The 13,674-nt window shown below is 63.9% G+C and carries 13 protein-coding genes; 1 reads left to right on the top strand and 12 read right to left on the bottom strand.

Features of this window, described 5'->3' with window-relative positions; genetic code table 11:
- Positions 1 to 8 precede the first annotated feature (8 nt).
- From EB235_RS01500 to ssuD, 11 genes are all read right to left on the bottom strand, one after another.
- Positions 9 to 494 (bottom strand): hypothetical protein, encoded by a 486-nt coding sequence (locus tag EB235_RS01500; RefSeq protein WP_027032714.1) that lies wholly within the window; start codon positions 492 to 494, stop codon positions 9 to 11.
- 114 nt (positions 495 to 608) lie between these two features.
- Positions 609 to 1,169: an FMN reductase gene (gene msuE, locus EB235_RS01505; RefSeq protein WP_027032713.1), complete on the bottom strand. Its 561-nt coding sequence runs from the start codon at positions 1,167 to 1,169 to the stop codon at positions 609 to 611.
- A 72-nt stretch (positions 1,170 to 1,241) separates the two neighbouring features.
- Positions 1,242 to 2,489, bottom strand: a complete 1,248-nt coding sequence (locus tag EB235_RS01510; RefSeq protein WP_027032712.1) for an SfnB family sulfur acquisition oxidoreductase — start codon at positions 2,487 to 2,489, stop codon at positions 1,242 to 1,244.
- 24 nt (positions 2,490 to 2,513) lie between these two features.
- Positions 2,514 to 3,320 carry an ABC transporter ATP-binding protein gene (locus EB235_RS01515; RefSeq protein WP_027032711.1) on the bottom strand — a complete coding sequence of 269 codons (807 nt, stop codon included), beginning with the start codon at positions 3,318 to 3,320 and terminating at the stop codon, positions 2,514 to 2,516.
- A 72-nt stretch (positions 3,321 to 3,392) separates the two neighbouring features.
- Positions 3,393 to 4,730, bottom strand: a complete 1,338-nt coding sequence (locus tag EB235_RS01520; protein ID WP_027032710.1) for an ABC transporter substrate-binding protein — start codon at positions 4,728 to 4,730, stop codon at positions 3,393 to 3,395.
- Positions 4,731 to 4,813: 83 nt separating this feature from the next.
- Positions 4,814 to 5,854 carry a branched-chain amino acid ABC transporter permease gene (locus EB235_RS01525; RefSeq protein ID WP_027032709.1) on the bottom strand — a complete coding sequence of 347 codons (1,041 nt, stop codon included), beginning with the start codon at positions 5,852 to 5,854 and terminating at the stop codon, positions 4,814 to 4,816.
- A 3-nt stretch (positions 5,855 to 5,857) separates the two neighbouring features.
- Complete coding sequence (locus EB235_RS01530) at positions 5,858 to 6,757, bottom strand: branched-chain amino acid ABC transporter permease (protein ID WP_032925828.1); 900 nt, start codon at positions 6,755 to 6,757, stop codon at positions 5,858 to 5,860.
- Positions 6,754 to 7,722, bottom strand: coding sequence for an ABC transporter ATP-binding protein (locus EB235_RS01535; protein ID WP_027032707.1), 969 nt, complete (start codon positions 7,720 to 7,722; stop codon positions 6,754 to 6,756). The genes EB235_RS01530 and EB235_RS01535 overlap by 4 nt, the downstream gene beginning before the upstream one ends.
- Positions 7,723 to 7,844: 122 nt before the next feature.
- A complete protein-coding gene (gene sfnG / locus EB235_RS01540) occupies positions 7,845 to 8,945 on the bottom strand; it encodes a dimethylsulfone monooxygenase SfnG (protein WP_027032706.1) in 1,101 nt (366 codons plus the stop codon).
- Between the two features lie 166 nt (positions 8,946 to 9,111).
- A complete protein-coding gene (locus EB235_RS01545) occupies positions 9,112 to 10,572 on the bottom strand; it encodes an FAD/NAD(P)-binding protein (RefSeq protein ID WP_027032705.1) in 1,461 nt (486 codons plus the stop codon).
- Complete coding sequence (gene ssuD, locus EB235_RS01550) at positions 10,569 to 11,741, bottom strand: FMNH2-dependent alkanesulfonate monooxygenase (protein WP_027032704.1); 1,173 nt, start codon at positions 11,739 to 11,741, stop codon at positions 10,569 to 10,571. Before ssuD ends, EB235_RS01545 begins: the two co-directional genes overlap by 4 nt.
- A 311-nt stretch (positions 11,742 to 12,052) precedes the next feature.
- Between ssuD and EB235_RS01555 the strand changes: the two genes are divergently transcribed.
- Positions 12,053 to 12,727 (top strand): GntR family transcriptional regulator, encoded by a 675-nt coding sequence (locus EB235_RS01555; protein ID WP_027032703.1) that lies wholly within the window; start codon positions 12,053 to 12,055, stop codon positions 12,725 to 12,727.
- Between the two features lie 29 nt (positions 12,728 to 12,756).
- Here EB235_RS01555 and EB235_RS01560 read toward each other — a convergent pair whose 3' ends face one another.
- Entirely contained in the window at positions 12,757 to 13,671 is a 915-nt protein-coding gene (locus EB235_RS01560; RefSeq protein ID WP_027032702.1) for a dihydrodipicolinate synthase family protein, read from the bottom strand.
- Positions 13,672 to 13,674 lie beyond the last annotated feature (3 nt).

A 13,674-nucleotide genomic window follows, 5' to 3' on the forward strand; every position in this document is an offset into this window, starting at 1 on the left:
CAGCACGTTCAGAGCGTGAACGACCAGAACAGGCAGGCGAGCGTCGCGGCGGCGAAGATCACGAAAAACAGGCTGCGCAACAGCACGTTGCGGCGAAGCTCGTTCATGACGAAGTGGCAGCCGACGACCGCCACCGCGAACAGGAAGCGCCAATTCAGCAGCGCTGCCAAAACACCGCTCTGGCCGAAAGCCCATCGGGCGAGAAGGCCGCCGACGATGGTGGCAAACAGCACGATGACCGCCCAGAAAATCGCGTCGGCGGCGTGCGTCAGGACGATGCTGGCCGCACGGATCGGCAGGATCATCATCAACAGCGCGCTGAAGAAGAAGACGGCGGCCAGCGGAATGAAGGTTGCGGCGTCAGCGATGCCGTCGAGGCGCCTGGCCCCGGTCACACCATAGGGATAGCCGTGCCGGGCCACCGCCAGGCTAAGCGCCATCAGCAAGGCGGTCAGCACGGCGACGAGTGCGAAGGTCGTAAGGGCTTTGCTCATGGTGTTCCTGTCCCGGACGAATCAGACAGGAACGTTTTAAGCGGCGGTCGTAAATTGCGCGTAAGCGAGCATGCCACCCGTGCGGATTTCGACCGGCGAAATCCGCTGTCGGAGTTACTCGGCGGCGATCCTGCCTGCGGAGCGGTTGGCCAGCACAAAGCCGACTTCATCCACCGCCTGCGCCGCACGCTTCAGGATGGCATCGGAGCGCAGCACGCCATCGGTGAAATCCTTGTCGGTGGCGTAGACTGCGGTCGGCAGCGTGAAGGCTTCGAAGAAGCCGAACAACGGCCGCAACTGATGCTCGACGATCAAGGCATGGCGCTCGCCGCCGCCGGTCGCGGTCAGCAGGATGGGCTTGCCCCGCAGTGCCGCCGGATCAATCAGGTCGAAGAAGTGCTTGAACAGGCCGGTGTAGCTGCCCTTGTAGGTCGGCGAGCCGACCACCAGCACATCCGCGGCGAGGATCTGGGCCAGGATCGGTTGTGCCTGGCTGTCGAGGTCGCGCGCCCATCTTGCCGTGCCCAGCGATGGGCCGACATCCTCGATGTCGTATGTGCTGGCCGACAAGCCATGGCGCGCGGCGATGTCCCTGGTGACCAGCTCGACGAAGGCGCGCGTCTTTGACGGTCGGGTGATGTTGCCGGAGAAGCCGACGACTGTTGGATTTGACATGGTGACTGGGCTCTCTTTGGTCATGATGGTTCGAAATCTTGAAGGGCGGGCCGCTCGCCCGCCGGTGGGAAATCAGCTCCAGGCGTGCAGCGGCGGGTTTTCGCCGTTGAGGAAGTATTTGCCGAGGATCGAGTACTTCCAGCGTACCGGATCGTGCAGCGTGTGGGTGCGGGCATTGCGCCAATGCCTGTCGAGATTGTGCTCGGCAAGCGTCGAGCGCGTGCCGGCCAGTTCGAAAAGCTTGTTGGTCGCGGCGATGGCTATCTCGGTCGACAGGATTTTCGCCTCGGCGGTTACGATCTGCGCATGCGCGACCGTTTCGGCGGTCGGCTCGGCAACTGCCCGATCAATTGCCAGGCCGGCTTTTTCCAGCAGCGCCTGTGCCGCGTGCAGGCGCAGCGTCAGGTCGCCTACCGCCTGGATGGTGTAGGGATCGTCCCAGGCATTGTCGACGCCGCTGTCGATCCAGGCGCGGCTCCTGGTCCTGACGAAGTGAACCGTCTCGTCGATCGCCGCCTGGGCGATGCCGGTGTCGACCGCGACCTGGATGATCTGGAAGATGGCGCCATCGGCGGTCGGTCTGTCATAGCCCTTGTAGCCGGGCACCAGGTGCGTCTTCGGCACCTTGACGTTGTCGATGATCACCGTGCCCGACAAAGTCGTGCGCTGGCCAAAGCTCGACCAGTCGTCGATGACGGTCAGGCCGGGCGCGCCACGGTCGGCGATCGCATACCAGGCGCGGCCCTCGTCATCGAGCGCCACGATCGGCACCAGATGGGCAAGCAGCGCGCCAGACGAATAGAATTTACGGCCATTGACGACGACATGGTCGCCGGCATCGGTGAAGCGGGTCTCAAAATCGGCGGCGCGCTTGGAGCCGAACTCGGAAAAGGCATTGCCGAACCGTGTGCCTTTCAGCGCTTCGGCGAACAGCAGTTTCTGCTGATCGCCATCCGACACAGTGCGGATCGCGGCGACGACGCCGAGATGGTTCTGCGCGATCTGGCCGATCGAGGAATCCGCCGCCGAGATGATCTCGATCACCTTGGCCAGCGTCACGTAGGAGACTTCCGGCCCGCCGAATGCCTTGGGCACATTGATCGACCACAGGCCGCTTTGCGAGAAGGCGTCGAGTTCGGCGACCGGCCAGATCCGCTCGCGGTCACGCTTGGAGGACTCCTTGACGAATTCGGCGGCGAGCGCGTGAGCGACCGCGATCGCTTCGGCGTCATCCCTGATGATGTGGGCCGGCGCCGACGGCCTTGCTACGGGCGGCACGGCGGCGGAAGCGTGGTCGGTCTTGACGGTCGAGACGGTCATTTCACTGCTCCTTCGAATTTCGGTTTAGGCAACGGCATGGAGATGGGTCGATTTGGCAGCCGGCGATGGCTGTCGCCCGGTGGTCGATTGACCGAGATAGAAGGCGCGCACGTCTTCGCGCTGGCGAAGATCGGCAGCCGCGCCGGAGAGAACGGAGACGCCGTTTTCGAGCACCGTGGCGTGGTCGGCATAACGAAGCGCAACAGCGGAATTCTGCTCGGCGACCAGGATGGACAGGCCGGTCTCGCGGTTGAGTCTCCTCAGCGTCTGAAAGATATCCTGGACGATGAGCGGGGCGAGCCCCATTGACGGCTCATCCAGGACCAGCAGGCGCGGCCGTGACATCAGTGCCCGGCCGATGGCGGTCATCTGCTGTTCGCCGCCGGAGGTCAGGCCAGACAATGTCCGGCGCTTTTCCCGGAGACGGGGGAAATAGCCATAGATACGTTCGAGATCCGCATTGATCTCGGCCCGGCGACCGCTGCGGCCGATGCCGCCGGTGACCAGGTTCTCCTCGACGGTGAGGCTCTTGAAGCAATGGCGGCCTTCCAGCACCGTAACAAGGCCGGCGCGCACCAGGTCGCCGGGCTTGCGACGCGACACATCATTGCCGTCATAGCGGATGGTGCCGGCGTTGACCTGGCCGCGCTCGGCCGGCAACAGGTTGGAGACGGCCTTCAGCGTGGTGGTCTTTCCCGCGCCATTGGCGCCGAGCAGCGCCAGGATCTCGCCGCGCCTGATCTCGAAGCTGACGCCATGCAGCGCCGTGATGGCGTGGTTGTAGGTGGCATGGATCGTGTCGACCGCAAGGATGACGTCATTGTCCGGCATGGCTCTTCTTCCGCAATGGACCGAAGGAGCCGGGCGCCACGGAAGGTTCTCCGTGGCGCCCGGCGCCAGTGATCAGTTGGTGGTCACGGCGTTGGCATCGTCGGCGGTGCGCAGCTTGATGCCCTTCTCCTTGGCATAGGCTTCAGCCGACTTCTCGATGATCGGCCGCAGCAGCGCCCAGTCCGGTGCGATCCAGTCGGAGACGACGTTCCACTTCTTGCCGTCCCACTGCTGGAAGGTCACGTAGCCTTCGCCCTCGTGGTTGTCCCAGCTGACGTTGATCGAGTGGAACAGGTCCTTGGCGCCGAGCGCCTCGACCTTGGCCGGATCAAGCTTGAGGTGTTCGAAGCCCCAGCGGACTTCGTCGCCGGTCAGCGTGCGATGACCGAATTTCTCTTGCGCGACACGGATCGCCTCGACATTCAGAATGCCGTTGACGATGCCGAGATTGTGGTAGACCGAGCCGATGCGCGACTTGTCTTCGAGGTTGCCCTTGCCGGCGCCGTAGACGGTCTTCACGATCTCCTGCACCACCGGGTAGGAGTTGCCGGAAGCCTGGGTGGTGATGGCGGTGTAGCCCTTGGCGGCGTCACCGGCCGGGATGACGTCCTCTTCCGAATTCGACCAGACATTGCCGACGATATGGTCGACGGGATAGCCGACCTTGACCGCCGTCTTCAGCGCCACGGGGTTCATTACACCCCAGCCGCGCAGGACGACGAAGTCCGGCTTGGCGCGGCGGATGGTCAGCCACTGCGACTGCTGCTCGTTGCCGGGATGCGGCACTTCGATCTGCTGGACGGTGAAGCCGTATTTCTGCGCCAGCAATTCATAGATCGGGATGGTCTCCTTGCCATAGGGCGAGCCGTGGTAAAGTACGACGATCTTCTTGCCCTTGAGCTTGTCGATGCCGCCTTCCTTGGAGGCGATGTAGTTCACGATGCCTGAGGTCTCGCTGTAGGGGTTGAGCAGCAGCGGGAAGACGTAGGGGAAGACGCGTCCGTCGGTGGAATCGGTGCGGCCGTGGTTGACGGTGATCAGCGGCACCTTATCGGCGGTGATGCGATCGATCATGGCATAGGCGATGCCGACCGAGAGCGGGTTCCAGGCAGCAGCGCCGGCATGGCTCTTCTGGCGCTCATAGCATTCGACGCCGCGCTCGACCTCGTACTGGGTCTCACATTCGTCCCAGGTCAGCTTGACGCCGTTGACGCCGCCATCGCGGATGTTGATGAGGTTGAGATAGTCGATGAAGCCGCCGAAGAAACCGGTGCCGCCGGCCGCATAGGGTCCGACGCGATAGCTCTGCAGCGGGAAATATTGTTCGTCGGCGTGGGCAGCGGGCAAGGCCACCGACACGATCATCGCCGCGGATAGCGCCGCCGCCTTGATGGTGCTGAGGAAGGTCATGGCTAGGGTTACTCCGGTGTGAGCCGTCTTAGGTTCGGCCTCTGGTTCATTTTCAAATGCGATTCAACTTTCAGATGCGCGGCTCAGGTCGACTGCCAGGCGAACAGGAGCCGTCTTCGGACCCTGTCCCACAGGGCCACCAGCCCGTCGGGTTCGAGGATCAGAAACAGGATGATGAGGGCGCCCAGCACGATGCGCTGGCTCATGTCGAGCACGCCCGAGTCAAAGACATCGCCAAGCAGGAAGCCGCCGAGGCGCGACAGAGCCAGCGGAAAGACGACGATGAGGGCGGCGCCGAAGAAGGCGCCGCGGATCGAAGCCAGCCCACCGATGATGATGATGAACAGGATCTGGAACGAGCGGTCGAGATCGAAGCCGTCCGGCTCGACGGTCCTGAGATAGGCGAAGGCCCAGATGACGCCGGCGACGCCGATGATGAAGGAGGAGATGGCGAAGGCCAGAAGCTTGGTCTTCAACACCGGTATGCCGATGATGCGGGCGGCGGTTTCATTGTCGCGAATGGCGATGAAGTTGCGCCCGGTCTGCGACGTGACCAGCCGGTAGGCAAGGAAGGTCAGCAACGTAACGATGGTCAGGGCGAAGAGATAGCGGCCCACGGCACCGTCGAAAGCAAAGCCTGCTATCGACAGCTTCGGCGCGTCGATGACGCCCGACGCCGAGTCGTTGGAGAACCAGCTGAACTTGGTCAGCGCCCACTGCACGAAGAACTGGGCGGCGAGCGTCGAGACCGCGAGATAAAAACCCTTCAGCCGCAGGCTGGGCAGGCCGAAGACGATGCCGATCGCGGCGGCGACAATGCCGGCCAGGAAGATGCTGCCGATCAGCGGCAGGCCTTCAACGCGCAGGTTGAAATTATAGGCCGCGAAGGCGCCCGTCGCCATGAAAGCAGCGCTGCCCAGTGAAACCTGGCCGGCATAGCCGGTGAGGATGTTCAAGCCGACGCCGGCGAGGCTGAGCGCCAGGAACGGCAGCAGGATGGCCTCGAACAGATAGCTCGAGCCGATCAGCGGCACGACGCCATAGGCGAAGGCGAGTAGCAGAACGGGCACGATCCATTTCGGCAGGACCGGCGCGGAGGAGAAACTGCTGGTGATCGCGGTCACGGCTCAGACCCTTTCCACGAGCTTCTGGCCGAACAGGCCGGAAGGACGGATCAGGAGGAAGACCAGGGCCACGACATAGGCGAACCAGCTCTCGATGCCGCCGCCGAAATAGTCGCCGATATAGACCTCGGCGAGCTTCTCGCTGGCGCCGATCAACAGCCCGCCGACAATGGCGCCGAGGATGGAATCGAAGCCGCCGAGCACCAGCACCGGCAGTGCCTTGAGCACCACCAGCGACAGCGAGAACTGCACGCCGAGGCGGGCGCCCCAGAGCAGTCCGGCGACAAGCGCGACAAGGCCGGCCGCGGCCCAGACGGTGCCCCAGATCAACGGCAGCCGCAGACCAACGGCGAGCGCGGCGAACTGATCGTCGGCGACGGCGCGGAACGAGAGGCCGATGCGGGTGTAGCGGAAGAACAGCGACAAAAGCAGAACCATGCCGGCGGCGACCACCGCGGCGAAGATGTCGAACTGGCTGATCAGCACGCCGCCCACTTCCAGCGGCACGTCCTCAATGCCGAGGTCGAGACCATGGACCTGCGTACCCCAGATCAGCTGGGCGGCGCCCTCGATGATATAAGACAGGCCAAGCGTGGCCATGAACAGGGTGATCGGCGGCTTGTTGGTGAGCGGTCTAAGCACCGCGCGCTCGATGGCGACACCCATCGCCACCATGATGGCGAAGGTGACCACCAGCGCCAGCGCGAACGGAATGCCGCGCTCGACGAGGCTGACGAAGGTGAGTGCGGCGAAGAGCAGCATCGCGCCTTGCGCGAAATTGAGCACGCCCGATGTCTTGTAGATCAGCACGAAGCCGATCGCGACCAGCGAGTACATGACGCCGGAGAGGAGGCCGCCGACGAGCACTTCTATGAAGAACTGGTAGTCGAAGTCGGTGATCATATGCCTGCCCTTCCTTCATCACGGGAGAGGGCCTCATTGTCGGAGGCAACGCCGAGATAGGCGTCGATGACACGCTGGTCGTTCCTGACTTCATCAGGCGTGGCGTCGGCGATCTTGCGGCCGTAGTCGAGAACCGCAATGCGATCGGACAGGCCCATGACGACGCCGACATCGTGCTCGATCAGCACGACGGTGGTGGCGAAGCGATCGCGCGCGGCGCGCACGAAGTCAGCCATCTCGCTCTTCTCGCCTGATGTCATGCCGGCCATCGGTTCGTCGAGCAGCAGCAGGCGCGGCTCTGCAACCAGCGCGCGGGCCAGTTCGACGCGCTTCTGCAGCCCGTAAGGCAGTGTGCCGACGAGACGATCGCGGACAGCGGTGAGATCGAGGAATTCGAGGATCTGGTCGGCGCGGCTCAGGGAGTCGCGCTGCTCGCCACGCGAGCGGCCAATGCCGAGCACCTGGCCGGCGAAATTGGAGCGCACCTTGTAGGCGAGGCCGGACGCGACATTGTCGAGGACGCTGAGGCCCTTGAACAGAGCAAGGTTCTGAAAGGTCCTGGCGACGCCGAGATGCGCCAGCCGCTGCGTCGGCACCTGTGCATAGCTGACGCCATCGAGCTGGACATTGCCGCGGTCCGACCGGTAGACACCGCTGATGACGTTGATCAGCGAGCTCTTGCCGGCACCATTCGGGCCGATGATGGCACGGATTTCGCCAGGATGAACTGACAGGTCGATATCGGCCAGCGCGACGACACCGCCAAAGGACAGTCCTATGCCGTGAAGCGAGAGCAGCGGAGCCGCGGCGGCCGTGGCAGCCCCCGTGGGTTCGGCCCCCGTGGGTTCGGTGTTGCCTTCGGATTGCTGCTCACGGCGCAATATCGACGGCAAGCCACGCGCAAAAACCTCCGGCGCATAGACCGAGGCCTCCATCATTCCAAGGGCATAGCTGGCCAACGGCATTCCAATCGTCCTCGATTGCTTCAGCAGGCGCACAAATCCTCGTTGCGGCTCGATCCTTCGAGCGCGCCGGGTATCTTCATTCGTGTGCTGGCCGGAGACTTTCCGGCCAGCCTGCGGGATGGCTATTCCGCTGCCAGTGAAGCTGCCTGTTCGGCATCCTCCAGCTCGCGAACGAGCGGGATGACATGCTTGCCGAAATATTCGACCTCTTCCTGGAAATGCAGGAAGCCGAGCAGGATGAGATCGGCGCCGGCGCGCTTGAGATCGACGATGCGCTCGGCGACCTGCCTTGGCGTGCCGATCAGGTTGGAGCGGAAGCCGTCATTATACTGGACCAGATCCTCGAAGGAGGATTTCGCCCAGTTGCCCTCCCCTTCGGGCGAAGCCTTGCCGGCATTCTTGACCTCGTGGCCAAAGGCGTTGACGGCCTCGGGGTTGGCCTTGCCGATGATCTCGGCAAGCACCGCCTTGGCTTCTTCCTCGGTCTCGCGGACGATGGCGAAGGCGTTGACGCCAACCTTGACAGAATGGTGGTTGGCCTTGGCCTTGGACTTCAGGTCGTCGACCTGCTTGGCGATTTCGGCCGGCGTGTTGCCATTGGTGAAGTACCAGTCCGAAACGCGTGAAGCCATGTCGCGTGCCGCACGCGACGAACCGCCCTGGAAAACTTCAGGCACCTGCGGGGGCTTCGGCTTCAGCGAATATTCGTTGAAGCGGTAGAAATCGCCTCGGAAGGTGAAGCTGTCTTCTGTCCATATTCCGCGCAGCGCACGGATGAATTCCTCCGAACGGCGGTAGCGCTCGTCGTGGTCGAGCCAATGCTCGCCGATGGCGTGGAACTCGCCGCGGAACCAGCCGGAGACGAGGTTGATGGCGACACGGCCATTGGTCAGATAGCTGATGGTGGCGAGCTGCTTGGCCGCCAGTGCCGGATTCCACGGGCCGGGCAGGATCGCCGCGATGACCTTGAGCGTCGTCGTTGCCGCCAGCAAATCATGGCTGAACGCCACCGATTCATGCTGTTCGTCGGCGCCGTAGCCGGCGGTGAAACGGATCTGGCTCAGCGCATAGTCGAAGCCGGCTTTTTCGGCGATCTGCGCCAGCTTGCGGTTGTACTCTGCCGAATGGTTGGTGCGCTGCTCGATGTTGGAAATCACCAGGCCGCCCGAAACATTCGGGACCCAGTAGGCGAACTTGACCGCGTCGGTCTCTGCATGTGCCATGAACTGTCTCCCATTCAGGCCGTGTCGTTGATCGGTCCGGTCGACGCCGGATTTCGCCAACATTTATTATGTCTACTGATTATATATACAAAGTAGGATTTTCCGTTTTTGGCGCCCTCTTGGGTCGGAAATACCAATTTTGCCCGGCTAGGCCGGCTTCCGCCTGTCAGCGCGCGACTGCAACGTCCGCGGCATTGGCGCCAACGGCCTCGGCTGGCAGGAGCGTTTCGAGCAATCTTGCGATTTCGCCAGCAACTGCCTGGGCATGGCGGGCAACCTCGGGCAGGCCCATTAGTTCGCCAAAGGTTCCTCGTGCCAAGGGGCCGGCGACGAAGAGGCTGGCGGCCACCCCGCCATCCCGGCCGACGGCACGACTGTCGAGATTCGTCTCGATGCCCAGTCCGTATCGGTCGACCCTGATCAGCCCGGCCTCGGCCAGGGAGCGCAGCGCCGGATTGAGCTGAAGGACCTGCCCATGGGCCGGTCCTGTCGTGTTGATGATGGCATCGAAGCGGGCGGTCTCGATCCCCGTCTGGCCGCGCCGCTGAAAACTGACCGCGAGGCTGTCGCCCTCATCGTTCGACGCGACAAGCCTGGCGGCGATGGTGTCGAATGTGCCGGCGCTCTGGCGGCGGTCGAGCACGGAGGCAACCTGCGGTGCGATCCGGAAGCGATGCACGTCCCAAAACACACGCAGCTGACGAACCAGCCTTGCCCGCTCCGGCGGAGCAAGAGCTGCCCACAGCAGCGGACCCTGCAGGCGCAACTGGTCGAAGACAGATTGCCAGTTGACGTTGGCCTCGCGCGCCACTGCCAGTGTCGCGCGAATGTTCCTCAGCAGGCCAAGCGCCGATGTGGCCGGCGCCGAGGCAAAGTCACCAAAGGGCTCACCCCTGACATCAGGATGGCCGCGCGAGCGCAGCCCGCGGCGCGACAGCGCCAGGATGCGGCCGCGATGGCCACGGCGATCGAGCTCAACGACCATGTCGGCCGACGTCAGCCCGGAACCGGCGATCAGCACCGATGCGTCTGGCCCAATTCCGGCGAGCGCTGACGCGGCATAGGGGTCTGCGATAAAACCCGGCGCTTCCGTCAAGGACTGCAGCGCATCGGGAATCCCAGGCTGGGGATGGGTCGCCGCCAGGATGACGATGTCGGCGGCGACAGACCCGGCGGATGTCTGCACTTTCCAACCCGGGCCATCACTATCGCGGATCACGCTTGTGGCAGCGCCTTCCACGTGGCGAACCGCGCCTGAAGCAAGATAGGGAGCGAGGTGCTCGGCGACGTAGCGGCCGAAGACGCGCCGGCGCGGATAAATGTCGCCATTCTGCCAGAGGGCGTCCGTGTCGCTCTCGATTTCCCCACTGCCGGCCAACCAGCGCGCAAAATGCTGCGGGTCGTCGGGAGCCATGCTCATCCTGATAGCCGGGACATTGACCCGATGCGATGGCTCCTCGCTGGAATAGGCAAGGCCGCCGCCGATCGCCGGGCGCGGCTCGATCACCGAAATCGACAGGCGCTCCGGCCGATGCGCCCGCGCCAGATGCCAGGCCACGGCGGCACCGGAAAAGCCGCCGCCAATGATGGCGACGCGCAATCGGCGGGCCGGAGGCAGCGCGTTCACGAGGCGCTGGCGAGCGACTTCGGCCGGTGGTCGCCGGCGATGGTCTCGCCGAACGGTCCGGTGTTGACTGACGTGCTGGCCACTTTGACCGGATGATCCGTCGGCAGCTTCGGCAGCACCAGTTCGCCGAAACGATAAGCTTCTTCCAGATGCGGGTAGCCGGACAGGATGAAGGTATCGATGCCAAGACGCCGGTATTCGTCGATCCTCTCCGCGACCGTGTCGGGATCGCCGACAAGCGCCGTGCCCGCACCGCCGCGCACCAGGCCGACGCCGGCCCAAAGGTTGGGCGCGATCTCAAGCTTGTCGCGGCTGCCGCCATGCAGCGCGCTCATCCGCGCCTGGCCGACCGAATCCATGCGGGCGAAGACTTTCTGGGCCGAAGCGATCGTCGCGTCGTCGAGCCGGCTGATCAGGCTCTCCGCCGCGGCCCAGGCCTGTTCGGTCGTTTCGCGCGCGATGACATGCAGGCGAATGCCGAAAGAGAGTTTTCGACCGGCCTTCTCGGCCAGTTCGCGCACGGCGTCGAGCTTGCGCTCGACATCGGCTGGCGGTTCGCCCCAGGTCAGGTATTTGTCGATCTCCTGCGCCGCGACCACGGAGCCGGTATCCGACGAGCCGCCGAAATAGAGTGGCGGATAGGGCGTCTGCACCGGCGGAAACAGCAGGCGGCCGTCCTCGATGTGGAAATGCTTGCCCTGATGCTCGACCGCCTCGCCGCTCAGCACGCGCTTGTAGATCTGCAGGAATTCCTGCGTTACCTCGTAGCGCTCGGCGTGCGAGAGGAAGATGCCGTCGCCCTTGTTTTCCAGCGGATCGCCGCCGGTGACGACATTGATCAGCAGCCGGCCATTGGAGATGCGGTCGAGCGTCGCGGTCATGCGCGCGGCGAGTGTCGGCGACTGCAGGCCGGGCCGCACGGCGACGAGGAAACGCAACCGTTCGGTGAGCGGCGCCAGCGCCGAGGCGATCACCCAGGAATCCTCGCAGGCGCGGCCGGTCGGCAGCAGCACGCCGTAATAGCCCAGCGTGTCGGCGGCCTTGGCGACTTGCGTCAGATAGGGCAGGTCGACGGCCCTGCCGCCTTCGGTCGTGCCGAGATAGCGGCTGTCGCCATGCGTCGGCAGGAACCAGAGAACCTTGATGCGATCGGGAACGTCCTTGGTCATGACTGGCCTCCGGCAATGCGGCGGCGGCCTGTGCCTGACGAGGTTGAAAGCGGGCGCGGAAGGGCGGGCATGGCGGAGTCCTGTCCTGGAAAACCAGATCGCCCGCGCACTTTGCTTATTCTATAAACTCTGTAGAGTTAGTTTATTCCAAATCCGCCACCAAAATTGGAAATTCTGTCCGCGGGATGGCCGCAGCGGCCCCACGAGGCAGCCAGATAAAGCGGGCTTTCACCTCGTTGAGCCGGCCTATCGAACACGCGGCATTCCAATATAATCTCGTCACTTCTGGTGACCGAAGATGTGGATTTGCCATGGACCTGGACCCTTCGACGCTCAATCGGACGTTTCCGTTGCGCGATCAGATCTATCACCAGATCCGCAACCTGATCGTCGTCGGCCAGATGAAGCCGGGGGAAGTGATCAACGAGGTGGCCATCGCCGAAGCCCTCGGTGTCTCGCGCACACCGGTGCGCGAAGCGGTCAAGCGCATCAGTGACGAGGGCCTCGTTACGATCCTGGCGCAGACTGGCACCTATGTCGCACCGATCAGCCGGGCCGACCTGGAAGAAGCCTATGTCATCCGACGTGCCCTGGAGATGGAAAGCGCCAGGCGCGCGGCCGCCAAATTCACGCCGTCAGCCGGCGAACTTCTGGAGGCCAATATGGCGGCGCACCGGCTCGCCATATCGAGCGGCAGATATGCCACCGCGATCCAGCTCGACGATGTCTTCCACCGCACCATCGCCGAGATCTGCGGCCTGCCGAAAATCTGGCGCGCCGTCGACATCTCCAAGGCGCAAATGGATCGGGGCCGCTACCTCGTCATCCCGAGACCCGGCTATGGCGAACAGACGATCGAGCAGCACGAAGCCATTCTCGACGCGCTGAAACGTCACGACGCCGAGGGTGCCGCGCACGCTATGGAACACCATCTCGAAACGTCTTTGCGCAACACGCTCGAGGTCGCCGCTGATCTACTCGGCTGACAGAAGTGGGCGGGCGGGCGACCTTTTGGTCAGGCGTCGCCGTGCGGCAATCGTCCCAGGTGAGCAGCAAATCGCGCCACCATCGCAAGTCCAATCTCATTGGGTCGCATCGCCGGCGCCCGATCCTGTATGGCGATGCCGGCGCGGGCGCCGAACAGCCGCTTGCCGTAGCAGATCAGGTTCTCGATGCCTTGCATGACGAATACCGCTGCCGGCAGCATTTTTTCGTACAAGGCCTCGGCAGCCGCTTCGTCTCCAGCACGGAATGTCTCCCAGGCGCGCACGGCATGATCGATGCTATCCGGCGCCAGGATCATGCCGCGGCAGCCGATGCGGAAATTGTCGATCAGCTCCAGCCCGCCGCGCCCGTTGAACACGGGAATCCGGCCTTCGGTGCGCTCGATCAGGCCGGCAATGTCGGTGACCGGGCCTTCACCCTTGATCAACCTGATATTGGGGTGCTGCGTGACGAGGTCGCGGATTTCGTCGGAAGTCAGGCCACGGCCGAAAAAGGCCGGCGCATTCTGGATCGCCACCGGCAGGCCGGTCGCTTCGGCGACACGGCCGAAGAAGCGGATGTATTCCAGCGCGCCATACGATCCGGCCGGCGGCGGCTGCAGGATCACCCAGTCGGCGCCAACGCTTTCGGCGTGCCGCACCTGCGCGACCTGTTCGGCGACCGACGCACCGAAGATGGTGAAGGCGAGCGGCACCTTGCCGGCGGTGTCCTCAGCCGTCCAGTCCATGACCGTCCGCCGCTCGGCCTCGGTCAGCTTGGCGACTTCCGTGGCGAGACCGAGGGCCGCCATGCCGTGCACGCCGGTCGCCAGGCATATCTCGACCTGTCTGCTCATTGCCGTGCGGTCGAGCTTTTCCTGGGCGTCGAACAGCGCGTAGAGGATGGCGTGGATGCCATGGAACTCATCGGGCCGGAACTTTGGCATCCA

Origin of the sequence: Mesorhizobium loti R88b (assembly GCF_013170845.1) — a bacterium.
Lineage (GTDB): Bacteria > Pseudomonadota > Alphaproteobacteria > Rhizobiales > Rhizobiaceae > Mesorhizobium > Mesorhizobium loti_B.